The sequence below is a fragment of the Pseudomonas sp. KH_046_2 genome (assembly GCF_057838985.1).
On sequence record NZ_CM174480.1, the window covers coordinates 5,827,094 to 5,853,362 of the forward strand.

Consider the following 26,269-nt stretch of genomic DNA (forward strand, 5'->3'; position numbering starts at 1 on the left):
GATGAGGCCCGACCAGACACCACCCCTCCCAAAGTATCTCCGCTCTAGACCGCTCCACCCTTGATCCTCCCCCCCTCGCAGGCCTAATCTAGCGCCACGCAATCGTTTCACCCCTCCCCTCGCAACACCGCGCCATCGCCACTCCATACCCAGGAGGTTCACGAATGTTCGATTTCTACCCCCAGCTCAAGCAGCGCTTCGCTGCCTTGCGCACGGGTGCTGAATTCTTTTCCCTGCGTTATGTGCGCGAGTCCGGGCAGTACCTGTCGGTGCGCAAGAACGTCGCCGAACCGCCGAGCCTGAGCCGTGACGAAGGGGCGATGCTGACCGTGCGGGTCAATGGCGTCGAGGCCTATGCGGCCACCAACGACCTGTCGCAACAGGGCCTGCAGGCCGCCCTCGAACGCGCCGAACTCCAGGCCCGTCGACTCAAGCCCCACGCCTTGCTGGACCTGCGCGAGCAGGCTGTTTCCAGTGACCGCGCCGATTACTTTTCACCCAACCTCGACCAGGCATTTCCGTCCTTGAGCGACTGCTACCAGTTGCTCGGCACCGAGTCGGCCGCCGTGCCCAAGGACGAGCGCCTGGTAAACTGGCAGGTCAGCCTCGGCATCACCCACGTCGAGCAGATTTACCTCAACAGTGCCGGTGCCGAACTGCGCCAGGCCCAACGTTTTGTGTACCCTGGTCTGGACGTCACGGCGTACGACGGCAACGACAGCCAGACCCGCAGCCTTGGCCGTGAGAACTTCGGCCAGCAAGGTGCGGCGGACGTCATCGGCCGCTGCGGCCTGATCGGTGCCGGTGCCCAGGTGGCCGATCAGGCCCTGCAATTGCTCCTGGCGCCGAACACCCCGCAAGGCAAGCGTGACCTGCTGCTGATGCCCGACCAGATGATGCTGCAAATCCACGAGTCCATCGGCCATCCGCTGGAGCTGGACCGCATCCTCGGCGACGAGCGCAATTACGCCGGCACCAGTTTCGTCAAAGCCAGTGATTTCGGCCACCTGCAATACGGTTCCGGCCTGCTCAACGTGACCTTCGACCCGGACATCCCCGAGGAGCTCGCCAGCTACGGCCATGACGACGACGGCACGCCCGCCAGCAAACAGTTCCTGATCCGTGAGGGCCTGCTGCTGCGCCCGCTGGGCGGTGCGTTGTCGCAATTCCGTGCGGGCATGGAAGGCGTCGCCAACAGCCGCGCCTGCGGCTGGAATCGCCCACCCATCGACCGCATGGCCAACCTCAACATCGAGCCGGGCGATCAGTCCATCGAACAACTGATCGGCGGCATCGAACACGGCGTGCTGATGTCGACCAACCGTTCATGGTCGATCGACGATGCCCGCAACAAATTCCAGTTTGGCTGCGAATGGGGCCAAATTATCGAAAACGGCGAACTCAAGGGCGTGGTGAAGAATCCCAATTACAGGGGCATCTCCGCGCAGTTCTGGAAAAGCCTCAGCGCCGTCGGCGATGCCAGTACCCTCAAGGTCCTCGGCACGCCGAACTGCGGCAAGGGTGAACCGAACCAGGTGATCCGCGTCGGCCACGCGTCACCGGCCTGTGTGTTCAGCAACGTTGATGTATTCGGAGGAGACGCCTGATGAATCCTTCAATCAGCCAGTCCGCGTCGTTCAAGGCGCTGGTCAACAGCTTGCGTGAAGCGCTGCACGAGCCCGAGCAGTTCACCCTCAGCTACGCCGCCGAATCGTCGGCTTTCGTGCGTTTCAACCACGCCAAGGTGCGTCAGGCCGGTCAGGTTCAGCAGGCGAGTATCGGCCTGAAGCTGATCAACGAAGGCCGCCATGCCGACCTGCACATCACCCTGGCCGGCGATCCGCAGGTGGATGCGCAGCGCCTGAGCGAAGGTCTGCAACAGCTGCGTGACACCTTGCCGCTGCTACCTCCGGACCCGTACCTGCTGCTCAACCACAATGGCTGGCAGAGCAACAACGTGCAGTCGCATCCGCTGCCGGACACCGAACAGGTGGTCGCGCAAATTACCCAGGCCGCCGAAGGCCTGGATCTTGTCGGTTTCTACGCTGCCGGCCCGATCAGTCGTGGCTTCGCCAGTTCTTCGGGCGCCTTCGGCTGGCATCAGGCGAACAGTTTCAACTTCGACTTCAGCCTGTTCCACGAGAACGGCCAGGCCGTGAAAGCCAGCTACGCCGGGCACGACTGGAACAGCGAAGGCTTTGCCAGACGCTTCCAGCAAGCCCGCGAGCAGCTTGAGTTTCTGGGCCGGCCGCTACGCACTTTGCCGCCCGGCCAATACCGCGCCTACTTGGCACCGGCGGCGCTGGAAGAAATCATGGGCATGCTGTGCTGGGGTGGTTTCTCGGCACAGTCGATCGCCAGCAAAAGCAGCCCGCTGCAAAAGCTCTACGGAGGCGACAGCGCGTTCAGCCCGCTGGTCTCACTGGATGAAAAAGTCAGCGGTTCGCTGAGCCCGGCGTTTTCCGATGAAGGTTATCCGCGCAGCGATCTGGGGTTGATCGTCGACGGCAAGGCCGGGGCACGACTGGTCAGCTCGCGCAGCGCCGCGGAATACGGCTTGACCGCCAATGGCGCCAGCGGCGGTGAATCACCGAGCGCGCTGAACATGAAAGCCGGGGCATTGCCTGACGCGGACATCCTCAAGCAACTGGGCACGGGGTTGTACATCAGCAACCTGTGGTACCTGAACTTCTCGGACCAACCGGCCGCACGCCTGACCGGCATGACCCGCTTTGCCACGTTCTGGGTCGAGAACGGCGAGATCCAGGCACCGGTCAGCACCATGCGCTTCGATGACAGTGCTTACAGCCTGCTCGGTTCGCAGCTGGAAGCGTTGACCGAGGAGCGCGAGTTGTTGCTGTCGGCGAGTACCTATAGCCAGCGGGCGACGGCGTCGGCGTTGTTGCCGGGGGCGCTCGTAAACCGATTGACTCTTACGTTGTAAACACAAAATCCCGGTATACCGGGAAACTTGTGGCGAGGGGGCTTGCCCCCGTTCGGCGGCGAAGCCGTCGTAAATCCAGCGAATGCGTGTTTTCTGGCGAAACGCATTTGCTGAGCTGGGACTGCTTCGCAGTCCAACGGGGGCAAGCCCCCTCGCCACAATGGTCCTTGCCAACCCAATTGAGGTCCCATGCCCAACCGCCCACCTCTCGACGCTGTCACCGCCCGTTGGGTGCCGTGGGTCGTCGCCATTGCCTTCTTCATGCAGTCCCTCGACGGGACGATTCTCAACACTGCCCTGCCGGCCATGGCCCGTGACCTGGCCGAAGACCCGTTGCGTATGCAGGGCGTGATCATCGCCTACATGCTCACGGTCGCCTTGCTGATTCCCGCTTCGGGCTGGATCGCCGATCGCTTCGGCACCAGGAAAATCTTCTTCGGCGCCATTCTGCTGTTCAGCCTTGGTTCGTTGCTCTGCGCGCTGTCGACCAGCTTGAGCCTGCTGATCGGCGCCCGGGTGATCCAGGGCCTGGGCGGCGCGTTGATGTTGCCGGTCGGGCGTCTGGTGGTGTTGCGCGCCTACCCGCGCTCGGAACTGGTCAGGATCATGGGCTTCATCACCATTCCCGGGCTGCTTGGCCCGTTGATCGGCCCAACGATGGGCGGCTGGATGGTGCAATACCTGACCTGGCACTGGATCTTCCTGATCAACCTGCCGGTGGGGCTGGTCGGTTGCTATGCCGTGTGGAAATTCATCCCCGACCTGCGCGGTTCCGAGCGCACGCGCTTCGATAGCCTGGGTTTCGTGCTGTTCGGCGCGGCGATGATTCTGATTACCATCGCCATGGAAGGGCTCGGCGAACTACACCTGCCGCATTTGCGGGTAATGTTGCTGCTGTTCGGCGGCATGGCTTGCCTCGCCGCGTATTGGCTGCGCGCCGGGCATATCGAAAACCCGTTGTTTGCGCCGTCGCTGTTCAAGACCCGGACCTTTGCCGTGGGCATTCTCGGCAACCTGTTCGCCCGTCTCGGCAGCGGCGCCCTACCCTTTCTGGTGCCGCTGCTGCTGCAAGTGGCGCTGGGCTATTCGCCGTCCCAGGCGGGGATGAGCATGCTGCCCCTGGCGGCGGCGGCGATGATCGCCAAGTGGGTGGCGCGACCGCTGATCGAGCGTCTGGGTTACCGCATCGTGCTCACCGGCAACACCCTGGCGCTGGGGATCATGCTGGCGAGCATGGGCCTGGTCAGCGAGCAAACGCCGTACTGGCTGCTGCTGTGCCAGCTGGCGATCCTTGGTGCGATCAACTCCTTGCAGTTCACCGCGATGAACACCGTGACCCTGATCGACCTCGACGACGCCAGCGCCAGCAGCGGCAACAGCCTGCTGTCGGTGGTCGCGCAATTGTCCCTGAGCCTGGGCGTTGCGTGCGCCGGTGCATTGCTCGGCGGGTTCACGGCGGAGATTGGCAATGATGGCGTGGACACGGTCCTGGGGGCATTCCAATTGACCTTCGTGACCGTGGGAATCATGGCGATGCTGGCTGCTACGATCTTCTCGCAACTGTCAAAAAATGACGGACGGCGAGTTAAGCGTCCGGAAGAACACATAGAGCCTTAGGGCGAATGGCCACTGGACTGGTACACTGCGCGACATTTTGTTTTGCAGGCCAGTCCCGTGACCACCATCGCCACCGAATTTAATACTTTGCCGCTGTCCGCCGCCATGCTGGCTAACCTCGACTCCCTCGGTTATGCCCAGATGACGCCGATCCAGGCGCAAAGCTTGCCGGTGATCCTCAAGGGGATGGACCTGATCGCCCAGGCCAAGACCGGCAGCGGCAAGACCGCCGCCTTCGGCATCGGCCTGCTGAACCCGATCAATCCGCGTTACTTCGGTTGCCAGGCGCTGATACTGTGCCCGACCCGCGAGTTGGCCGACCAGGTCGCCAAGGAAATCCGTCGCCTGGCCCGTGCCGAAGACAACATCAAGGTCCTGACCCTGTGTGGCGGCGTGTCCCTCGGCCCGCAGATCGCTTCGCTGGAACACGGCGCGCACATCATCGTCGGCACCCCGGGACGCATCCAGCAGCACCTGCGCAAGGGTTCGCTGGTACTCCACGGCCTGAACACCCTGATCCTCGACGAAGCCGACCGCATGCTCGACATGGGTTTCTACGATTCCATCGAAGAAATCATCATGCAGGCCCCGGAGCGTCGCCAGACCCTGCTGTTCTCCGCCACCTACCCGGTAGGCATCAAGCAGTTGGCCTCGAAGTTCATGCGCAACCCGCAGCAGGTGAAGGCCGAGGCGTTCCACGACGACACGCAGATCGAGCAGCGCTTCTACGAGATTTCCCCGGATGACCGCATGAGTGCGGTGACCAAGGTCCTTGGCCACTTCCGCCCGGCGTCCTGCGTGGCCTTCTGCTACACCAAGCAGCAGGTTCAGGAAACCGTCGACCACCTGACGACCAAAGGCATTTCCGCCGTCGGCCTGCACGGCGATCTGGAACAGCGCGACCGCGACCAGGTACTGGCGATGTTCGCCAACCGCAGTACTTCGGTACTGGTGGCGACCGATGTCGCTGCGCGCGGCCTCGATATCGATTCCCTGGACATGGTGATCAACGTCGAGTTGGCCCGTGATTCGGAAATCCACATTCACCGCGTCGGCCGTACTGGCCGCGCCGGTGAGAAAGGCCTCGCGATCAGCCTGGTGGCGCCGTCCGAAGCGCAGCGCGCCCAGGCTATCGAGCAATTGCAGAAGACACCATTGACCTGGGACCAGGTGGACAACCTCACCTCCAAGGGTGGTGGCCCGCTGTTGCCGCAGATGAGCACCCTGTGCATCGCTGCCGGCCGCAAGGACAAGGTTCGTCCGGGCGACATTCTTGGCGCACTGACCGGTGACGCCGGCATCCCCGGTGCCCAGGTTGGCAAGATCGCGATTTTCGACTTCCAGGCCTATGTGGCCGTGGAGCGCGGCGTCGCCAAGCAGGCCTTGCAGCGTTTGAACGACGGCAAGATCAAGGGCCGTTCGTTGCGCGTTCGCATCCTGTAAGAACAACGCACTTCCCCTGTAGGAGCGAGCCTGCTCGCGAAAAACCTGAGCTCACCGCGTTGAGCCAGGCTGCCAGCGTTATCGTTGACGTCCATCGCGAGCAGGCTCGCTCCTACAGTTAGTTTTGTGGTGAAACACCGTGAGGACACCGTTTTGCGCTCTACCGAAGTCGTGATCATTGGCGCTGGCGCCGCAGGGTTGATGTGTGCATTGGCCGCCGCCGGGCGCGGGCGCAAGGTGCTGCTGCTCGATCATGCCAACAAGGCCGGCAAGAAAATCCTGATGTCGGGCGGTGGCCGCTGCAATTTCACCAACATGTACACAGAACCGAGCAATTTCCTCTCACAGAACGCGCATTTCTGCAAATCCGCCCTGGCCCGTTACACCCAGTGGGATTTCATCGGCATGGTGGCCAAGCACGGCGTGCCATACCACGAGAAAAAACTCGGCCAGCTGTTCTGCGATAACAAATCCAGCGACATCCTCGAAATGCTGCTCAACGAGTGCGATCAGGTCGGCGTCAGCCTGCACCTGGACACCTCGATCCAGACCATCGAGAAGCTCGAAAGCGGCTACCTGCTGGACACGACACTCGACCAAATCACCTGCGAATCCCTGGTGATCGCCACCGGCGGCCTGTCGATCCCGACCCTGGGCGCCACCGGTTTCGGTTACCAGGTCGCCAGGCAGTTTGGCCATGAGCTGCTGCCGACCCGCGCCGGTCTGGTGCCGTTCACCATCACCGATCAGCTCAAGGCCTTGTGCACCGAGTTGTCCGGTACATCGGTGGATTGCCTGGTGAGCTGCAACGACCAGAGCTTTCGCGAGAACATCCTGTTCACCCACCGCGGCCTCAGCGGCCCGGCGATTTTGCAGATCTCGTCGTTCTGGGAATCCGGCGATACCGTCGAGATCAACCTGCTGCCGGATCACGACGTGCCGGACTGGCTGCAACAGCAACAGGCCGAACGCCCCAACAGCGAGTTGAAAACCCTGCTCGGTGAAATCTTCACCAAGAAGATGGCCAACCTGCTGGCGGACAACTGGTTCGTCTCCAAACCGATGAAGCAGTACACCCACGCGGAACTGGCCGATATCGCGGAAAAGCTGGCGAGCTGGAAAGTCGTGCCCGCCGGCACCGAAGGCTATCGCACCGCCGAGGTGACCCTGGGCGGCGTCAACACCAATGAAGTGTCGTCCAAGACCATGGAATCGCTGAAAAGCCCGGGGCTGTACTTCATCGGCGAAGTGCTGGACGTGACCGGGCATCTGGGCGGGTTCAACTTCCAGTGGGCCTGGGCATCGGGCTACGCGGCTGCGCAGTACGTCTGATTCAAAAATCTACACAACCCCTGTGGGAGCGAGCTTGCTCGCGATGAGGCCATAACATTCAACAGAGATGTTGACTGACAGGCCGCCATCGCGAGCAAGCTCGCTCCCACAGGTTTCTCTGCCAGCTTCAACCCAGATCACAAAGCTCAAAGGAACAGATTTTGCTGTCTGATGTGATCGACGCCATTGCGTCGGCGTCATTAGTGGCTCAATTTAGCGTCATTGCCTCGGAAGGCCTTCGCATTTCATGTCATCGACTTCGTTCAGCCAGTCTCTGCGTCGCCTTTGGGCGCTGGATAAATTCAGCTACAGCGTGCGGGTATTCATTGCCCTGACCGGCACCATGGCGCTGTGTTGGTATCAGGATGAAATGGGCCTGCTGATCCCGTTGTTCCTGGGGATTATCGCCAGTGCCCTGGCCGAAACCGACGACAGCTGGCAGGGCCGTCTCAACGCGCTGGCCGTGACGCTGGTGTGTTTCGCGGTTGCCGCCTTGTCCGTCGAACTGCTCTTCCCCTACCCCTACCTCTTCATCATTGCCTTTGCCCTCGCAGCGTTCTGCCTGACCATGCTCGGCGCCCTCGGCGAACGTTATGGCGCGATTGCCTCGGCGACGCTGATACTGTCGGTCTACACCATGATCGGCGTGGACCAGCGTGGTGGCGCGGTCACCGACTTCTGGCACGAACCCCTGCTGTTGGTGGCCGGCGCAGCCTGGTACGGCGTGCTCTCGGTGCTGTGGCAAGCGCTGTTTTCCAATCAGCCGGTGCAGCAGAGCCTGGCGCGCCTGTTCCGCGAGCTGGGCTTTTACCTGAAGCTTAAATCCTCGCTGTTCGAGCCGATCCGACAAATGGACGTGGAGGCGCGGCGCCTGGAACTGGCCCAGCAGAACGGCCGGGTGGTGGCGGCACTGAACGCCGCCAAGGAGATCATCCTGCACCGGGTCGGCAACGGTCGCCCGGGGTCGAAAGTCAGCCGCTACCTCAAGCTGTACTTCCTCGCCCAGGACATTCACGAGCGCGCCAGTTCTTCGCACTACCCTTACAACGCCCTGGCCGACGCCTTCTTCCACAGCGACGTGCTGTTCCGCTGCCAACGCCTGTTGCGTCAGCAAGGCAAGGCCTGCCGGGCCCTGGCCGAATCGATCCAGATGCGCCAGCCGTTCACCTATGACGCCAGTTTCGCCGAGGCCCTGAGCGACCTGGATGCCTCTCTCGAACACCTGCGCATTCAGAGCAACCCGGCCTGGCGCGGCTTGCTGCGTTCACTGCGGGCACTGGCGGCCAACCTCGGCACCCTCGACCGCTTGCTCAGCGATGCCAGTAACCCCGACGCCCTGGCCGACGCCACCGACAGCAGCCTGCTCGACCGTTCGCCGCGCAGCCTCAAGGACGTGTGGCTGCGCTTGCGCACGCAACTGACGCCGACCTCGCTGCTGTTCCGCCATGCCCTGCGATTGCCCCTGGCCTTGAGCATCGGCTACGCCATGGTGCATTTGATTCACCCGTCCCAGGGCTACTGGATCATCCTCACTACGCTGTTCGTCTGCCAACCGAACTACGGCGCCACCCGCCGCAAACTCGGTCAACGGATCATCGGCACCGCCATCGGCCTGACCCTGGCCTGGGCGCTGTTCGACCTGTTCCCGAACCCGCTGATCCAGTCGTGTTTCGCCATCGCTGCCGGGGTGGTGTTCTTTACCAACCGCACCACCCGCTACACCCTGGCGACGGCGGCAATCACCCTGATGGTGCTGTTCTGCTTCAACCAGGTGGGTGACGGTTACGGGCTGTTCCTGCCCCGGTTGTTCGATACCTTGCTCGGCAGCCTGATCGCCGGCCTCGCGGTGTTCCTGTTCCTCCCGGACTGGCAGGGCCGACGCCTGAACAAAGTGCTGGCCAACACCCTGGCCTGCAACAGCATTTACTTGCGTCAGATCATGCAGCAATACGCGGCGGGCAAAAGCGACGACCTCGCTTACCGCCTGGCCCGCCGCAACGCGCACAACGCCGACGCGGCACTGTCGACCACGCTGGCCAACATGCTGATGGAGCCGGGGCATTTCCGAAAGGAGGCGGATGTGGGCTTCCGCTTCCTGGTGCTGTCACACACGCTACTCAGCTACCTGTCGGGCCTCGGCGCGCACCGGGAAACTCAACTACCGACGGACGTGCGCGAGCACTTGATCGAAGGGGCCGGGGTGAAACTGGCCGCCAGCATCGACGCGATCGCCCAAGGGCTGGCGAGCAAGTCTTCGATCGAGATTCAGAGCGATGAAGAAGAAGCACTGGCCAATGAGCTGGAACAGATGCCTGATGAAATCGATGAGGGGCAGCGGTTGGTGCAGACGCAACTGGCGTTGATCTGCCGGCAGTTGGGGCCGTTGAGGACGTTGGCGGCGCATCTGATCAAGGACACCAGTGAGGATTGAGATCCCGGCTGAATGTACCGGCCCCTTCGCGGGCAAGCCCGCTCCCACAGGGTTATCTGATGGTCACAGGATTTGTGTTCACCTTCGCCCACTGTGGGAGCGGGCTTGCCCGCGAAGAGGCCATCAGCAACAGTACAGAATCCGGATCAATGCACTTACATCCCGTGCTGTCTCATCAACTTGTCATAACTCCCGTCCGCCTTCATCGCCGCGATCTCCCGGTCGAAACCGGCGACGATCCGTGCATGCTCGGGATTCTTCAGGCTGACCATGATATGCAGGCTGTTCTCGCTCAACGCCTTGGGCAGGAACTCCACGGCGTTTCGCACCTTGGGTGACTCACGGGCCAGGTAGTAGCGGGCGACGAATTCATCTTCAAGCGTCAGCTTGACCCGGTCGGCCGCGAGCATGCGCACCGCCATGGCAAAACTGTGCACGGGGATTTTCTGCAACGACTCGTCGTTGTCGAACGGAGGCGAATACGCGTATCCACGCACGATGGCGATCGGATAAGTGTGCAATTGCTGCAGGTTATTGAATTCGATGGGCGCGTCTTTGCGCTTGAGAAAGCGCACGCGATTGAGCAGGTACTCGCCGGAAAACTGGCCAAGCCTGGTCCGCTCCTCGGTGTACCAGGCGTTGACCAGCACGTCGTATCGACCCTCGCCCAATCCCATCAAGGCCCGTGCCCAGGGCACCTGCTCGAACTCACTGGCATAGCCAGCCCTGGCGAGCGCGGTACTGACAATGTCCGTGGCCAGACCACCGTTGACGAGCGTGGAATCGGTAAAGGGGGGCCAGGCATCAGCGACCAGCCGCAGTTTTTCTGCCGCCGCTCCCTGAACCAGCAACAGCAATCCAATCAAGGCCAAAGCTCGATGCAATCGCGGCATGCCAGAAAATCCTTAGCGGGCGGGTTGCCCGACGTGTTTTCAGCCAAAACCCCAAGGCCCCTGTACCGGCAAGACCCGGGTACTCAACATTAGCTCATCGAAGCAACAGCACAGCGCTTCGATCCAGATTACACAAAGAAGACATCCGCGCGAAAAATGAATGATGGCATTTTGGCCTTTGTCACAGATTCTTCCGCCATAAAGACTTCTGGCGTGAGTGCGCTTAGTATCGGAACGACGTTTTCAGGGAATCAAAACATGACAGTCGATTGGATCTGCAAACACCACAGCGACCTGGGCAAGGAACAGCTGTACGCCATTTTGCAGTTGCGTGCGCAAGTGTTCATCGTCGAGCAGCAATGCGCTTATCAAGACGTGGATGGCCAGGACCTGGAAGGTGACACTTGTCACTTGATGGCTTGGGACAGTAATCAACTGGTGGCCTATCTGCGGCTGCTCGACCCGGAACTGCAAGGCGGGGACGTAGTGATCGGTCGGGTGATCATTGCTCCACAAGCACGAGGCGCGGGGCTTGGACATGCGTTGATGGACCAGGCGTTGAAGCAGATTGAAGAACGCTGGCCGCAAACGCCGATCTACCTCTCGGCCCAGACGCATTTGCAAGGGTATTACGGGCGGTACGGGTTTGTCGTGACGGGCGAGGAGTTTGTCGAGGATGGCATTCCACACATTGGCATGCGTCGTCCGTAAGGGCCTCTTCGCGAGCAAGCCCGCTCCCACATTTGATTTGAGTTGTGAACACAATCCAGTGTGGGAGCGGGCTTGCTCGCGAAGGCGTCAGTCAATCCACTGAAAAAATTTCAGGGATATTCCAGCACCGCCTTGATCTGCCGCAGATTACGCTCGATCCAACCGCGATCAATCGCCCCCCACTCGCGAATCCGATAGCGCCCCGCATGGTTGCGCGCGCCTTCTTCCTGCTCGAACTCACAAATGATATCCAGATCCGCCAACGCCGCGATGGTGTCCTGCGCCGTGCGCCGGGGCATGCCGGTGACTTCAGTCAGCGTCGGGACGCTGCTGGCCAGCCCGCTGTCGATCAGGTACGCCACGTACAACCGGCGATAGAAGCTGCTCTTGGTCTTGCTCACGTCCATCTGATGCTCCTTATAAGATCGCAGCCTGCGGCAGCGCCTACAGATCCCGCCACGTCAGGTACACCCGCACATCAAATTCCACCTGGTGATAACCCGGCAGCATGTGTTCGCACAGTTTGTAGAAGGCCTTGTTGTGGTCCGATTCCTTGAAGTGCGCCAGCTCATGCACCACGATCATTTTCAGGAACTCGGAAGGTGCTTCCTTGAACAGCGAAGCGATGCGGATTTCCTTCTTGGCCTTGAGCTTGCCACCCTGCACCCGGGAAATCGTGGTGTGCAGGCCAAGGGCACGGTGGGTCAGGTCCAGACGGTTGTCGAACAGTACCTTGTCGATGGCCGGGGCATTACGCAGGTACTCCTGCTTGAGGTCCAGGGCATAGGTGTACAGCGCCTTGTCGCTCTGCACCCCGTGCTTTTGCGGGTAACGCTGGCTCAGGTAATCGCCCAGCCGACCGTCGGCGATCAGCTGGCGCACCTGATCCTGCAGGGTAGCGGGATAAGCCTGGAGATATTTCAACACGGTCATCGGGGCGGCAATACAGATCACTGAAAGGTCGCCAGTGTAGCGAATTCAGCGGGGCAGCGCGCTCCAGTCAAACGGCTGGACAAAGACCCCGGTATCTTCGGCCATCAGCGGCCGGGCAACCAGAAAACCTTGCACATATTCACAGCCGCTGGCTTGCAGCCATTCATACTGCGCGACGGTTTCCACCCCTTCGGCAATCACCAGGATCCCGAACTGTTTGCACAGTTCGATCACACTGCGCACCAGCGCCGCATCCCTTGCCGACTCCGGCAACCGGGCGACCAAATGGCGGTCGATCTTCAGAGTATCCAGCTCCAGGTCGCGCAAGTGCGTCAGGGAACAGGGGCCGGCCCCGAAGTCATCCAATGCCACTCGTACCCCCAGATTGTGCAGCAGGCGCAATTGCTTGCGGGTTTCCTCGGGGTTATGCATCAAGGCCTCTTCCGTGACCCCGACTTCCAGATGACGCGGTTGCAGGCCATGGCGCTCCAACACCTGGCGCAACTCGGTGACCAGGTTGGGCATGCCGAACTGCGTACTGCTCAAGCTGACGCCAAGCACCAGATCCTCGGCAAACAGGGACTCCCAGGCTTTGCGTTGCCCGGCGCCGCGATGGTAGATCCAGCTGCCCAGGCGACTGATCAGCCGCGCCTCCTCCAGCAATGGCAAAAACAGCCCCGGGGGGACATCGCCAACGCTCGGATGCTGCCAGCGCAACAAGGCCTCGAAACCACGAATCCGCCCGTCGGCAATCGCAACCTGAGGCTGGTACACCAGATTGAAATCCAGATTCTCGATGGCCGTGCGCACACTTTCTTCCAGCATCAGCCGCGTACGCGCCCGGCCGTTCATTTCGTGGTCGTAGAAGCGATATTGCTGGCGACCGGCACGCTTGGCTTCGTACATGGCGATGTCGGCCGCCCGCAGCATACCGTCAAGATTGGCGCCACAATCAGGGAACGTGGCGATGCCGATGCTGGCACCCAGGGCGATATCGAGGCCGTCGATCTGCTGACAGATCGACACTCGCTCGATGAGCTTCTCGGCAATCTTCGCCGCCTGCTCGGGGACCTCCAGATCCAGCAGCGCGGTGAATTCGTCGCCGCCCATCCGCGCCAGAATGTCGAAGGGCCGCAGGCAAGCCTTCAACTGTTCGGAGACCCAGCGCAGCACCCGATCGCCGGCATCATGCCCGAGCGAATCATTGACTCGCTTGAAACCGTCGAGGTCCAGGTACATCAAGACCCAGGAGCTGTTGGAACGCTCACCGCGCAACAGCAGGTTCTCTACGGTCTGGTAGAAACCCCGACGATTGAGCAATCCGGTCAGCGGATCGGTGACCGCCTGAAACTCCAGCTGCTGATGCAGATGGCGCACCACCGACATGTCCAGCACGGTCACGACCATCGCGTGTTGCTCGGCGGGCAATGGCGCGCAGGACAAGGCCACCGGCACCTGCTGGCCGGGCGCGGTTCGTAGCTGGGCATCGTGCAGGCGCAGGGTTTCGCCGCGTTTGTATCCGGCCAGCAACTCGGAATCGGCCCAGATCGGGATATGCGGCTTTTGCAGGTAGTCCAGAAACTCCTTGCCTTGCAGTTCCTGCACCGGGGCATTGAGCAACCGTGACATCGCCGGATTGGCAAACCGAATCAGGCCGTCCTCACCCAATACCAGAATGCCTTCGGCGGCGTTATCCAGCACCGACGCATTAAAGGCACGAGCGGCTTCCAGATCATGACTCAGGCGCTGCAGGGCCCGGCGGTTACGCTGGTGTTCGAGCAACGCCTGGACCTTGGGCGTGAAGACCTGTGGGTCGAACGGCTTGAACAGGTAATCCACCGCACCACTGGCATAGCCCTTGATCACGGCGTCCTGGGACTGTTCGTTGGCGGTCAGGAAAATGATCGGCGTGAGACGGGTCCGCTGGCTACCGCGCATCAGGCGCGCCACTTCATAACCGTCCATGTCCGGCATCTGCACGTCCAGCAGCACCAGGTCGATATCGTGTTCAAGTAACAAGCCGAGGGCCTCGAAACCCGAGGCGGCAGTAATGACCCGCCAGCCCTGGCGCTGTAACAACGCGCGCATGCTGATCAGGTTTTCAGGGTAATCGTCGACGACTAATAGGGTTGAGCCGCCTTCTACTGGCGTGGGTTGCGCGCATTCCATGCTGCTTCTCTAATTGCGGGTGTGTCAGGCCGGTTTCTCGTGAAAACCGGACAAATACTGTGCCTTCACTCTAGACCCGGTTCTGCGAAAGCAGAAGGTGTCAGTGAGCCATCATTTAATCATTGTGTCTTTTTACCGACTAACGGTCGAATGCTCAGTCCGATGAAAACCCGGAAGATGGCATTTCGACAGGATGTTGACGTCAACCACCCGTCAGGCGGGCATTAACAAAATTCCCCGCTACGCTTATAAAGGCCGCCCCAAAGGTGCGGTCTAGAGCTTCTGGCACGCCCGTGCAGCATGAACCCAGTGGAAGAACCGACATGATCGATCTCGCAACCTGGAACCTCAGTGTTCCCGTTGGCAGCCCGCCGTACACCGTCGAAACCGCCAAACTGGTGGATGGCTTCAAGGATCAATACTTCCATTCAGATACCGGCACATTGTTTTTCTGGACGCCCGTGACCGGCTCCCGTACCGAAAACGCGATTTATCCGCGCACCGAATTGCGTGAAACCTACAGCAACGGCACGTTGAAAAACTGGTATTACCCGGAGTCCGACAATTTGTTGTATGCCACTCTGGCAGTGAATCAGGTGCCGAGTTCCGGGAAGATTGTCATTGGCCAGATCCATGCCTATCAAAGCCAGAAGCCTATGGTGAAGGTCGAATACCAATACAAAACCAGTACAGGCACCGGCAATATCGTCGCCAAGGTCCGGATGCATCCCTATGACGATACAAGCCGGGTGATCATCGTCGCGACGGGGGTGAAACTCGACCAGGAGTTCAACTACCTCATTCACCTCAGCCCCGGTGGCGCCTTGGGCATCAGCGCGGCAGGCTATCAATGGGATACGCAAATCAGCACAACCTGGCGCGACAAACCGCTGTACTTCAAGGCCGGGGTCTATGTGCAGGACAACACCGGTTACACCACTGAAGGCGGCAAAGTGACGTTCAGCAAGCTGGATATCGATCACAATCAATGATGCCGAGGCATCGTTGACACTGTGGGAGCGGGCTTGCTCCGGGCATGGATTATCACCCACAAAAAACCCGCCTCTCGGCGGGTTTTTCATCAAGGCAGTTTAACGCTCAGGCTTAGTTGACCTTGGCGTTCAGCTCACCTTTCAGGTAACGCTGATACATGCCTTCCAGCGAGATCGCCTTGATCTTCGAAGCGTTGCCGGCAGTGCCGAAGGCTTCGTATCGGGCGATGCACACGTCGCGCATGGCAGTAACGGTGGCGCCGAAGAATTTACGCGGGTCGAACTCGCTCGGATTGGTAGCCATCAGACGACGCATCGCACCGGTGGATGCCAAACGCAGGTCAGTATCAATGTTGACCTTACGCACGCCGTGCTTGATGCCTTCGACGATTTCTTCAACCGGAACGCCGTAGGTCTCTTTGATGTCGCCGCCGTACTGGTTGATGATCGCCAGCCACTCTTGCGGAACCGAAGACGAACCGTGCATCACCAGGTGAGTGTTCGGAATGCGCTTGTGGATCTCTTTGATGCGGTCGATCGCCAACACATCGCCGGTAGGCGGCTTGGTGAACTTGTAGGCGCCGTGGCTGGTGCCGATGGCGATGGCCAGGGCATCCACTTGAGTGCGTTTTACGAAGTCGGCGGCTTCTTCCGGGTCGGTCAGCATCTGGCTGTGATCCAGAACACCTTCGGCACCGATGCCGTCTTCTTCACCGGCCATGCCGGTTTCCAGCGAACCCAGGCAGCCCAGCTCGCCTTCTACCGAAACGCCGCAGGCGTGAGCCATGGCTACGGTTTGCTGGGTAACGCGGACGTTGTAGTCGTAGTCGGTCGGGGTCTTGCCGTCTTCGCCCAGGGAACCGTCCATCATGACCGAGCTGAAGCCCAGCTGGATGGAACGCTGGCAGACGTCAGGGCTGGTGCCGTGGTCCTGGTGCATGCACACCGGAATGTGCGGGAATTCTTCGATCGCGGCCAGGATCAGGTGACGCAGGAATGGCGCGCCAGCGTATTTACGGGCGCCGGCCGAAGCCTGGACGATCACCGGGGAGTCAGTCTTGTCAGCGGCTTCCATGATGGCGCGCATCTGCTCAAGGTTGTTGACGTTGAAGGCTGGAACGCCGTAGCCGAACTCGGCTGCGTGGTCCAGCATCTGGCGCATGCTGATAAGTGCCATTGTGTGTATCTCTCCCGGTTGAGGGTCGTTAATCGTGCCAGCCTGCCGGAGCGGCGGCGGCTATTCAAGTTTTTGCAGATCGGGGGTTGGCCCGGGCTGCGGATTCGGTGTTCTTCGTTTTACTTGGCCTTGCAACCACGGCCGATCAAATCATTGGTGGCGACCCAGTAAACCAGGCCTTCCTCACCTTTTATGTGAAACGCCAGCATGTCATTGCTGTACAGCGAACCCGACGCACCCGGCTCCTGCTTCAGGCGGTAGACCTGATCAGCACCGCCCATGCGCACGTCGACTTCCCTGCGGCTGTCGTCGGTGTAGCGCCACAGCACTTTGGCCTGGCTGTCGCAGGTCCAGGTGGTCCAGTTATCCACAGGCGCGGACGACTGGAACGGGTTCAACTGATTGAACTGAGCACAACCGGCCAACAACGTCAGCGCCGCAACGGCGATAAAACCTTTCATCCGTGTCCCTCGACTGACGGCGCACGCTGCCAGCCCTGAGTAATGAGTCAGACCCGTCAAGGGCAGCCATGTTCCTTGGCGGGTGCCTGGGTCTCGTATTTGTCCAGGCCTTCCGGCCCGGAACGCTTGTTGAGCACCGGGTTGGTTTCCGCCTGCCAGTCAGCCTGGTAGCAGCCTTTGTCCGACCCGGACAGCGCAGATTCCGGGGTGGCCTTCGGGTTACTCCCGCACGCCACCAGCGAACCTGCGACGATCAACAGCGCTAACGTCTTGACCATTTCAACACTCCCTTGCCTGGTCAAACGGGCGACCCTCAGGCCTTGGCCCGGCTTTCCAGGACTTCAACGGCTGGCAGGACCTTGCCTTCGACGAATTCGAGGAACGCGCCGCCACCGGTAGAAATGTAGGAGATCTGCTCGGCCACGCCATACTTGTCGATGGCCGCCAGGGTGTCGCCACCGCCGGCAATGGAGAACGCCGCGCTGTCCGCGATGGCCTGGGCCAGCACTTTGGTGCCATTACCGAACTGATCGAATTCGAACACGCCGACCGGACCGTTCCACAGGATGGTTTGCGACGACTTCAGCAGCTCGGCGAAGTTGGCAGCGGTCTGTGGGCCGATGTCCAGGATCATGTCGTCGGCAGCGACGTCAGCGATCAGCTTGACGGTCGCAACGGCGCTTTCGGCGAATTCCTTGGCAACCACCACGTCCACTGGCAGCGGTACGCTGACCTTGGCGGCGATGGCGCGAGCGGTGTCCAGCAGGTCCGGCTCGTACAGGGATTTACCGACCGGGTGACCGGCAGCGGCCAGGAAGGTGTTGGCGATACCGCCGCCGACGATCAACTGGTTGCAGATCTGGCTCAGGCTATTCAGCACGTCGAGTTTGGTCGACACCTTGGAGCCGGCGACGATGGCCGCCATTGGCTGGGCCGGGGCGCCCAGGGCTTTGCCCAGTGCGTCCAGTTCAGCGGCCAGCAGCGGGCCGGCAGCAGCGACCTTGGCGAACTTGGCCACGCCGTGGGTCGAACCCTCGGCACGGTGAGCGGTGCCGAAGGCGTCCATCACGAACACATCGCACAGGGCGGCGTATTGTTGGGCCAGTTCGTCAGCGTTCTTTTTCTCGCCTTTGTTGAAGCGCACGTTTTCGAACAGCACGATGTCGCCCGCTTTCACGTCGACACCGCCCAGGTAATCGGCTACCAGCGGCACTTCACGACCCAGAGCACGGCTCAGGTAGTCGGCGACTGGCTTGAGGCTGTTCTCGGCCGAGAACTCGCCTTCGGTCGGACGGCCAAGGTGCGAGCAGACCATCACGGCCGCGCCTTTTTCCAGGGCCAGCTTGATGGTCGGCAGCGAGGCCAGGATACGCGCATCGCTGGTGACAACACCGTCCTTGACTGGGACGTTGAGGTCTTCGCGGATCAATACGCGCTTACCTTGCAGATCGAGGTCGGACATCTTCAACACGGTCATGGGTCGCACTTCCTACGGTTTTTTTGAAGTTGCTGTTTGCAGATAGTGTTCTGCAACGTCCAGCATTCGGTTGGCAAAACCCCATTCGTTGTCGAACCAGGCCAGGATGTTCACCAGCCGTGGGCCGGAAACTCGGGTCTGACTGGCATCGACGATCGCCGAATGTGGGTCATGGTTGAAATCACAGCTTGCGTGGGGTAGCTCGGTATAGGCCAGCAGGCCTTTGAGCGGGCCGCTGGTGGCGGCTTCGCGCAGGATCCGGTTGACCTCGGTGGCGTCGGTCGCGGTGGCGGTCTGCATCGTGATATCGAGGCAGGACACGTTGACCGTCGGCACCCGCACGGCTTTGGCCTGAATTCGGCCGGCAAGTTCCGGCAGCAGGCGTTCGATGCCACGCGCCAGACCGGTGGACACCGGGATCACCGACTGGAACGCCGAGCGGGTGCGGCGCAGGTCTTCGTGGTGATAGGCATCGATGACCGGCTGATCGTTCATGGCCGAGTGAATGGTGGTGATCGACACGTAATCCAGGCCAATGGCCTGATTCAGCAGACGCAACAGCGGCACGCCGCAGTTGGTGGTGCAGGATGCGTTGGACACCAGCAACTCGTCGCCGGTCAGGCAATCCTGGTTCACGCCATAGACGATGGTCGCGTCGACGTCCGTCTCGCTGGCCATCGGCTGGGAAAACAGCACGCGCGGGGCGCCGGCGTCGAGGAAACGCTGGCCGTCTTCGCGCGTGTGATAAGCGCCGGAGCACTCCAGCACCAGATCGACGCCCAGGGACGCCCAATCGATGCCTTCGGGGGTGGCACTGCGCAGGACCTTCACGCAGTCGCCATTGATATGCAGACAATCGCCGTCGACCTTCACTTCGCCGGGGAACCGGCCATGGGTGGAGTCGAAGCGTGTCAGGTATTCGATGCTGGCCATGTCCGCCAGATCGTTGATCGCGACAATCTCGAACCCGGCCTTCTCGCCTCGCTCGAACAACGCACGCAAGACGCAACGACCAATCCGGCCGTAGCCGTTGAGTGCAACTTTGTAGGGACGCGGTTGAGGCATGGGGTTCTCGATAGACGCAGTCAGACGAAATCTCGTTAACAACACAATCCTTGTAGGAGCGAGCCTGCTCGCGATGGACTTAAGGACAACGCATTTATCCAGACAGCCAGCGTTACCGTTAACGACCATCGCGAGCAGGCTCGCTCCTACAGAGGAACGCGGTGATCGTGAAACCACCGCGTTGTGCTTTAGTCTTCCAGCAACTCTTCAGCCTGACCCAGGATGTTTTCCAGGGTGAAGCCGAACTCTTCGAACAGGGCCGGCGCAGGCGCCGACTCGCCGTAGGTGGTCATGCCGATCACGCGGCCTTCCAGGCCCACGTACTTGTACCAGTAGTCCGCGTGAGAGGCTTCGATAGCGATACGGGCGCTGACCTGCAACGGCAGGACCGATTGCTTGTAGCCGGCGTCCTGGGCATCGAACACGCTGGTGCACGGCATGGAAACCACGCGAACCTTGCGGCCCTGCTCGGTCAGCTTGTCGAAGGCCTGAACAGCCAGACCAACTTCGGAACCAGTGGCAATCAGGATCAGCTCAGGCTCGCCCGCACAGTCCTTGAGCACATAGCCACCACGGCTGATGTCGGCGATCTGGCCGGCATCACGGGTTTGGTGCTGCAGGTTCTGACGCGAGAAGATCAGGGCCGAAGGACCGTCCTTGCGCTCCAGCGCGTACTTCCAGCTCACCGCCGATTCAACGGCGTCGGCTGGGCGCCAGGTATCGAGGTTCGGCGTGCAGCGCAGGCTGGCCAGTTGCTCGATTGGCTGGTGAGTCGGGCCGTCTTCGCCCAGCCCGATGGAGTCGTGGGTGTAGACGTGGATTACCCGCTGCTTCATCAGGGCCGACATGCGCACCGCGTTGCGGGCGTACTCCATGAACATCAGGAAGGTCGCGCCGTAAGGCACCAGGCCGCCGTGCAGGGCGACGCCGTTCATGATCGCGGTCATGCCGAACTCGCGCACGCCGTAGTACATGTAGTTGCCGCTGGCGTCTTCGGCGGTGACGCCTTTGCAGCCTTTCCACAGGGTCAGGTTGGAACCGGCCAGGTCAGCCGAACCGCCGAGGAACTCAGGCAGCAACGGGCCGAACGCGTTCAGGGCATTCTGGCTGGCTTTACGGCTGGCAATGGTTTCGCCCTTGGCGGCCACTTCGGCGATGTAGGCCGAGGCTTTTTCGCTGAAGTCTGCTGGCAGGTCACCGCTCAGACGACGCACCAGTTCGCTGGCTTCAGTCGGGAACGCGGCGGAGTAGGCAGCGAAACGCTGATCCCACTCGGCTTCCACGGCTTTACCTGCTTCCTTGGCGTCCCACTCGGCGTAGATATCGGCCGGGATTTCGAACGGGCCGTGGTTCCACTTCAGCGCCGCACGGGTCAGGGCGATTTCTGCGTCACCCAGTGGGGCGCCGTGGCAATCTTCCTTGCCTTGCTTGTTCGGCGAACCGAAACCGATGGTGGTCTTGCAGCAGATCAGAGTTGGCTGCTCGCTTTTACGTGCAGTGTCGATCGCCGTCTTGATCTCTTCCGGATCGTGACCGTCAACATTGCGGATCACTTGCCAATTGTAGGACTCAAAACGCTTCGGCGTGTCGTCGGTGAACCAGCCTTCGACTTCGCCATCGATGGAGATACCGTTGTCATCGTAGAAGGCGATCAGTTTGCCCAGGCCCAAGGTACCGGCCAGGGAAGCGACTTCGTGGGAAATGCCTTCCATCATGCAGCCATCACCCAGGAACACATAGGTGTGGTGGTCGACGATGTTGTGGCCAGGACGGTTGAACTGCGCCGCCATGACTTTTTCAGCCAGGGCAAAACCCACGGCATTGGCCAGGCCCTGGCCCAGTGGACCGGTGGTGGTTTCAACGCCCGGGGTGTAGCCGAGTTCCGGGTGGCCCGGGGTGCGGCTGTGCAGTTGACGGAACTGCTTCAGGTCGTCGATCGACAGGTCGTAGCCGGTCAGGTGCAGCAGCGAGTAGATCAACATCGAGCCGTGGCCGTTGGACAGCACGAAGCGGTCACGGTCGGCGAACGATGGATTGCTCGGGTTGTGCTTGAGGTAGTCGCGCCAAAGTACCTCGGCGATATCCGCCATACCCATCGGGGCACCGGGATGGCCGCTGTTGGCTTTTTGCACGGCATCCATGCTGAGGGCACGAATGGCGTTGGCACGCTCACGACGGCTAGGCATCGCTGTTCTCCTGGGGGCTTGAATAAAACGAAACGGAAAAAAGGCGAGCATTTTCCCTCACCGGGACGCCTCGGGGCAATGACAGATAGTCATCTGGAGGCGTTTTTCCAATGGATAACGACGTATTCGCCTGATGAAACCTTTCCGCCGTCCAATTGTTGACTGAAGCTAACGTCGAGAAGTGCCATCTATCGAGCAATATCAAAACTTTTTGATATTGCTCTTGCGATGCCATCGACCGGTGACTAGACTGCCGGCCTTATGAATTTACGCGTGCCCTCCATTCAACATGACGATTGCGATGAGCTGGCAGCCTTGTGCAAGGCTGGCGGCGATCCCCTGCGGTTGAATGTCTTGCGCGCACTGGCCAACGACTCGTTCGGTGTGCTGGAACTGGCGCAGATCTTCGGCATCGGCCAGTCAGGCATGAGCCACCACCTCAAGGTACTGGCCCAGGCCGACCTGGTGGCGACGCGCCGCGAAGGCAACGCGATTTTCTACCGTCGCGCCCTGCCCCACACCGAACTGCTGGGCGGCAAACTGCACGCAGCACTGCTCGAAGAAGTGGACAACCTGACGCTGCCGACCGACGTACAGTCGCGCATCGCCCAGGTCCATGGGCAACGGGCGGCCGCCAGCCAGGACTTTTTCTCACGGGTGGCGGAGAAGTTTCGCGCCCAGCAAGACCTGATCGCCGGCCTGCCGCAGTACCGCGAAAGCGTGGTGGCCCTGCTCGACAAGCTGAGCTTCGGCCAAGGCGCAACGGCCATCGAAGTCGGCCCCGGAGACGGCGCATTCCTGCCGGAACTGGCGCGCCGCTTCGCGCAGGTCACGGCGCTGGATAACAGCAGCGCGATGCTCGAGCTGGCGCGCCAGGTCTGCGAACGCGACAAGCTGACTAACGTTAGCCTGCAACTGGCCGATGCCTTGAACGGTGTCACCCTCAAGGCCGATTGCGTCGTACTGAACATGGTGCTGCACCATTTTGCCGCGCCGGCCGATGCGCTCAAGCACATGGCCAATTTGCTGCAACCAGGCGGTAGCCTGTTAGTGACAGAGTTATGTAGCCACAACCAGAGTTGGGCCAAGGAGGCCTGCGGTGATCTCTGGTTGGGGTTTGAACAGGACGATCTGGCCCGTTGGGCCACCGCTGCGGGACTCGTTCCCGGGGAAAGCCTCTATGTAGGCTTACGTAATGGTTTCCAGATCCAGGTCCGCCATTTTCAGCGACCGGCTGGCGACACTCACCATCGGTAATTTCAGGAAAACATCGAGATGAGCGAATACTCCCTTTTCACCTCCGAGTCCGTGTCTGAAGGGCATCCGGACAAAATCGCCGACCAGATTTCTGATGCGGTGCTGGACGCCATCATTGCTGAAGACAAGTTCGCCCGTGTGGCGTGCGAGACTCTGGTGAAAACGGGCGTGGCGATCATCGCCGGCGAAGTCACCACTTCGGCCTGGGTTGACCTGGAGCAGATCGTTCGTGACGTGATCACCAACATCGGCTACACCAGCTCCGACGTTGGCTTCGACGGCGCGACCTGCGGCGTGATGAACATCATCGGCAAGCAGTCCCCTGACATCAACCAGGGTGTCGACCGTGCCAAGCCTGAAGATCAGGGCGCCGGCGACCAGGGCCTGATGTTCGGCTACGCCAGCAATGAAACCGACGTGCTGATGCCTGCACCGATCACCTTCTCGCACCAGCTGGTACAGCGCCAGGCAGAAGCCCGTAAATCCGGCCTGCTGCCTTGGCTGCGTCCGGACGCCAAGTCGCAAGTGACCTGCCGTTACGAAAACGGCAAGGTTGTCGGTATCGACGCCGTTGTTTTGTCGACCCAGCACAACCCGGAAGTGTCGTACAACGACCTGCGCGAAGGCGTGATGGAGCTGATCGTCAAGCACGTGCTGCCTGCCGAACTGCTGAGCAAGGACACCCAGTTCCACATCAACCCGACCGGCCAGTTCATCATCGGCGGCCCGGTGGGTGACTGCGGTCTGACCGGTCGCAAGATCATCGTCGACAGCTACGGCGGCATGGCCCGTCACGGCGGCGGCGCGTTCTCCGGTAAAGACCCATCGAAGGTTGACCGTTCGGCGGCCTACGCCGGTCGTTATGTGGCCAAGAACATCGTCGCTGCCGGCCTGGCCGAGCGTTGCGAGATCCAGGTGTCCTACGCCATCGGTGTTGCCCAGCCGACGTCGATCTCGCTGAACACCTTCGGCACCGGCAAGATCAGCGATGACAAGATCGTCAAACTGGTCCGCGAAGTGTTCGACCTGCGCCCATACGCAATCACCACCATGCTCGACCTGCTGCACCCGATGTATCAGGAAACCGCTGCGTACGGCCACTTCGGTCGCACCCCGGCGACCAAGACCGTTGGTGACGACACCTTCACCACGTTCACCTGGGAAAAAACCGACCGCGCCGACGCCCTGCGTTCTGCTGCCGGCCTGTAAGACTTCCCCGCAACACCCGAAGCCCCGCACGGTTCGCGCCTTGCGGGGCTTTTTATTGGGATTCGCTTTACACCGCGTCGCGGCCTTCGCGGGCAAGCCCAGTCACCAGAAACACTCGGTAAAACCCCCACCCGCTGCGCCAACTGATACTGACCTAGCCTTCAAGCACCTCACCGAGCAAGGACGCTCAAGATGCTTCCCGACCTGCGCCTGTTTCTCGCCGCTCTACTTACCTTTACCTGTCTGACCACCAGTGCCACCGAGTGCCCGGACTGGCCACCCGAACGCGCCCTGATTGAAGTCAACAAACTGCAACAACAAATCGACCTCTGGGACGACAGCTATCACCGCCAAGGACGCTCACTGATCGCCGATGAACTCTACGACCAGTCCCGCGCGCGACTCACCCAATGGCGCCACTGCTTCAACCTGAGCCCGTCCGCAGACCCCTTGCGCACTGCACGCGGCACGCTGCCCCACCCCATCGCCCACACCGGTCTGGACAAACTGCACGATCGGCCCGCTGTGGAAAAATGGCTGCGTGACCGGGTGGACGTCTGGGCCCAGCCTAAAATCGATGGAGTGGCGGTGACCCTGGTTTACCGCAACGGCCTGTTGGCCCAGGCAATCAGCCGTGGTGACGGCGAGAGCGGCCAGGACTGGACGGTTCCTGCGCGGCAGATTCCGGCCATCCCGCAACGGCTATCGCAGGCCCGGGACTTGATCGTGCAAGGCGAACTGTATTGGCGCCTGACCGACCACGTGCAGGCCCGGGCCGGTAGCCTCAATGCTCGTGGCTCGGTGGCCGGCCTGATGGCGCGCAAGGTCTTGAGCGCCGAACAGGCCGCCAACATTGACTTGTTTGTCTGGGACTGGCCCCAAGGGCCGGCGAGCGTGCCCGAGCGTGCCCGAGCGTGCCCGAGCGTGCCACGGCGCTGACTGCGCTGGGCTTCCCGGGCACCACGGCATACAGCCAGCCCATCGCCTCCGTCATCGATGCCGAACGCTGGCGCGAACACTGGTATAGCTCTCCTCTGCCCTTTGCCAGCGACGGCGTGGTCCTGCGCCAGAACCAGCGCCCAGCCGCCGAACGCTGGCAGGCCAGGTCACCTTATTGGGCCATCGCCTGGAAATACCCCTTCGCCCAGGCACTGGCCGAGGTCCGCCAGGTTCACTTCAAAATCGGTCGGACCGGGCGGATCACACCGGTACTTGAACTGACCCCGGTGCAGCTCGATGACCGGCAGATCAAACACGTCAGCGTCGGTTCGTTGCAACGCTGGCAGGCGCTGGACATCCGTCCGGGTGATCAGGTCGCCATCAGCCTGGCCGGGCTGACCATTCCCAGGCTCGATCGCGTTGTATTGCGCAGCAGCGAACGCGCCGAATTGAACGTACCGCTGGCAGCAGACTTCCATTTATTGAGTTGCTGGCAACCGACTCCGGGCTGTGAGGGCCAGTTTCTTGCGCGCCTGACCTGGCTCAGCAGTAAACAAGGTCTGGCGCTGCCCAATGTGGGTCCGGGGACTTGGGAAAAACTTCTTGCAACAGGTCGCATGAACAGTCTGCTGGATTGGTTGACCCTCGATCCCCAAGAGCTTGCTACCATTGACGGTTTCGGCGAGCACAGCGCGGTTCGCCTTGCGGACAGCTTCAACCAGGCCCGGCAACGCCCGTTCGCACACTGGCTCAAAGCCTTGGGATTGCCGCCGACAGGCCAGGCGCATCTCGGCGACTCATGGCAGGTACTGGCCCAGCGCGACATCGAGCAATGGCGAGCCGAGGCCGATATCGGGCCAGGGCGCGCGGCGCAACTGAACGCTTTTTTCCGCGATCCGCAGGTCCTGGCCTTGAGTGAAACGTTACGTGATGCGGGGATTAACGGCTTTTAGCTGTCGGCCCTGCGCCCACCGGGAACCCCAGGGGACCGCTGGGCTCCAACAAGCCATTGCCACACCGGCCTGCTTGCTTT

The 26,269-nt window shown here is 61.1% G+C and carries 20 protein-coding genes and 1 pseudogene; 11 read left to right on the top strand and 10 right to left on the bottom strand.

Annotation, left to right across the window (positions count from 1 at the left end; all coding sequences use genetic code 11):
* Positions 1-164 precede the first annotated feature (164 nt).
* From AC3IX1_RS26570 to yccS, 6 genes are all read left to right on the top strand, one after another.
* Complete coding sequence (locus AC3IX1_RS26570; protein WP_489386371.1) at positions 165-1,607, top strand: TldD/PmbA family protein; 1,443 nt, start codon at positions 165-167, stop codon at positions 1,605-1,607.
* A complete protein-coding gene (locus AC3IX1_RS26575) occupies positions 1,607-2,944 on the top strand; it encodes a TldD/PmbA family protein (RefSeq protein ID WP_489386372.1) in 1,338 nt (445 codons plus the stop codon). The genes AC3IX1_RS26570 and AC3IX1_RS26575 overlap by 1 nt, the downstream gene beginning before the upstream one ends.
* Positions 2,945-3,133: 189 nt before the next feature.
* Positions 3,134-4,561, top strand: coding sequence for a multidrug transporter subunit MdtD (mdtD, locus tag AC3IX1_RS26580; RefSeq protein WP_489386373.1), 1,428 nt, complete (start codon positions 3,134-3,136; stop codon positions 4,559-4,561).
* A 105-nt stretch (positions 4,562-4,666) separates the two neighbouring features.
* Positions 4,667-6,004, top strand: a complete 1,338-nt coding sequence (gene dbpA, locus AC3IX1_RS26585; protein ID WP_263287191.1) for an ATP-dependent RNA helicase DbpA — start codon at positions 4,667-4,669, stop codon at positions 6,002-6,004.
* Between the two features lie 153 nt (positions 6,005-6,157).
* Positions 6,158-7,336 (top strand): BaiN/RdsA family NAD(P)/FAD-dependent oxidoreductase, encoded by a 1,179-nt coding sequence (locus AC3IX1_RS26590; RefSeq protein WP_489386374.1) that lies wholly within the window; start codon positions 6,158-6,160, stop codon positions 7,334-7,336.
* Positions 7,337-7,583: 247 nt separating this feature from the next.
* Entirely contained in the window at positions 7,584-9,767 is a 2,184-nt protein-coding gene (gene yccS / locus AC3IX1_RS26595) for a YccS family putative transporter (RefSeq protein ID WP_489386375.1), read from the top strand.
* A gap of 155 nt (positions 9,768-9,922) precedes the next feature.
* On the opposite strand, the gene AC3IX1_RS26600 is transcribed toward yccS, so the two are convergent.
* Complete coding sequence (locus AC3IX1_RS26600) at positions 9,923-10,660, bottom strand: substrate-binding periplasmic protein (RefSeq protein WP_489386376.1); 738 nt, start codon at positions 10,658-10,660, stop codon at positions 9,923-9,925.
* 258 nt (positions 10,661-10,918) lie between these two features.
* On the opposite strand from AC3IX1_RS26600, the gene AC3IX1_RS26605 reads away from it, so the two are divergent.
* Positions 10,919-11,371 (top strand): GNAT family N-acetyltransferase, encoded by a 453-nt coding sequence (locus AC3IX1_RS26605; protein WP_489386377.1) that lies wholly within the window; start codon positions 10,919-10,921, stop codon positions 11,369-11,371.
* A gap of 110 nt (positions 11,372-11,481) precedes the next feature.
* Here the strand turns inward: AC3IX1_RS26605 and AC3IX1_RS26610 are convergent, their stop codons facing one another.
* Genes AC3IX1_RS26610 through AC3IX1_RS26620 form a run of 3 tightly spaced genes read right to left on the bottom strand, consistent with a single transcriptional unit; the run spans position 11,482 to position 14,473 of the window.
* Positions 11,482-11,778: a winged helix-turn-helix domain-containing protein gene (locus tag AC3IX1_RS26610; protein WP_008050237.1), complete on the bottom strand. Its 297-nt coding sequence runs from the start codon at positions 11,776-11,778 to the stop codon at positions 11,482-11,484.
* Positions 11,779-11,815: 37 nt separating this feature from the next.
* Positions 11,816-12,304 carry a M48 metallopeptidase family protein gene (locus AC3IX1_RS26615; RefSeq protein ID WP_489386378.1) on the bottom strand — a complete coding sequence of 163 codons (489 nt, stop codon included), beginning with the start codon at positions 12,302-12,304 and terminating at the stop codon, positions 11,816-11,818.
* Positions 12,305-12,349: 45 nt separating this feature from the next.
* Positions 12,350-14,473, bottom strand: a complete 2,124-nt coding sequence (locus tag AC3IX1_RS26620) for a putative bifunctional diguanylate cyclase/phosphodiesterase (RefSeq protein ID WP_489386379.1) — start codon at positions 14,471-14,473, stop codon at positions 12,350-12,352.
* A 323-nt stretch (positions 14,474-14,796) separates the two neighbouring features.
* Here AC3IX1_RS26620 and AC3IX1_RS26625 point away from each other — a divergent pair, with 323 nt between their 5' ends.
* Positions 14,797-15,465, top strand: coding sequence for a polysaccharide lyase family 7 protein (locus AC3IX1_RS26625; RefSeq protein WP_489386380.1), 669 nt, complete (start codon positions 14,797-14,799; stop codon positions 15,463-15,465).
* A gap of 112 nt (positions 15,466-15,577) precedes the next feature.
* On the opposite strand, the gene fba is transcribed toward AC3IX1_RS26625, so the two are convergent.
* The 6 genes from fba to tkt form a co-directional block, all read right to left on the bottom strand.
* Positions 15,578-16,642, bottom strand: a complete 1,065-nt coding sequence (gene fba, locus AC3IX1_RS26630; protein ID WP_007981624.1) for a class II fructose-bisphosphate aldolase — start codon at positions 16,640-16,642, stop codon at positions 15,578-15,580.
* Between the two features lie 119 nt (positions 16,643-16,761).
* Positions 16,762-17,103, bottom strand: a complete 342-nt coding sequence (locus AC3IX1_RS26635) for an MliC family protein (protein ID WP_489386381.1) — start codon at positions 17,101-17,103, stop codon at positions 16,762-16,764.
* 56 nt (positions 17,104-17,159) lie between these two features.
* A complete protein-coding gene (locus tag AC3IX1_RS26640; RefSeq protein WP_489386382.1) occupies positions 17,160-17,381 on the bottom strand; it encodes a hypothetical protein in 222 nt (73 codons plus the stop codon).
* Positions 17,382-17,416: 35 nt separating this feature from the next.
* A complete protein-coding gene (locus tag AC3IX1_RS26645; protein WP_150725096.1) occupies positions 17,417-18,580 on the bottom strand; it encodes a phosphoglycerate kinase in 1,164 nt (387 codons plus the stop codon).
* Between the two features lie 12 nt (positions 18,581-18,592).
* Entirely contained in the window at positions 18,593-19,645 is a 1,053-nt protein-coding gene (epd, locus tag AC3IX1_RS26650) for an erythrose-4-phosphate dehydrogenase (RefSeq protein ID WP_008050248.1), read from the bottom strand.
* A gap of 188 nt (positions 19,646-19,833) precedes the next feature.
* On the bottom strand, positions 19,834-21,831 hold the full coding sequence (tkt, locus tag AC3IX1_RS26655; protein WP_489386383.1) for a transketolase: 1,998 nt from the start codon (positions 21,829-21,831) through the stop codon (positions 19,834-19,836).
* 261 nt (positions 21,832-22,092) lie between these two features.
* Here tkt and AC3IX1_RS26660 point away from each other — a divergent pair, with 261 nt between their 5' ends.
* The 3 genes and pseudogenes from AC3IX1_RS26660 to ligB all read left to right on the top strand — a co-directional run bounded on the left by AC3IX1_RS26660 (position 22,093) and on the right by ligB (position 26,189).
* Entirely contained in the window at positions 22,093-23,088 is a 996-nt protein-coding gene (locus tag AC3IX1_RS26660; protein WP_489386384.1) for an ArsR/SmtB family transcription factor, read from the top strand.
* A gap of 18 nt (positions 23,089-23,106) precedes the next feature.
* A complete protein-coding gene (gene metK, locus AC3IX1_RS26665; RefSeq protein ID WP_008050251.1) occupies positions 23,107-24,297 on the top strand; it encodes a methionine adenosyltransferase in 1,191 nt (396 codons plus the stop codon).
* A 192-nt stretch (positions 24,298-24,489) separates the two neighbouring features.
* Positions 24,490-26,189, top strand: a pseudogene (gene ligB, locus AC3IX1_RS26670) (NAD-dependent DNA ligase LigB).
* The last annotated feature ends 80 nt before the right edge of the window (positions 26,190-26,269 follow it).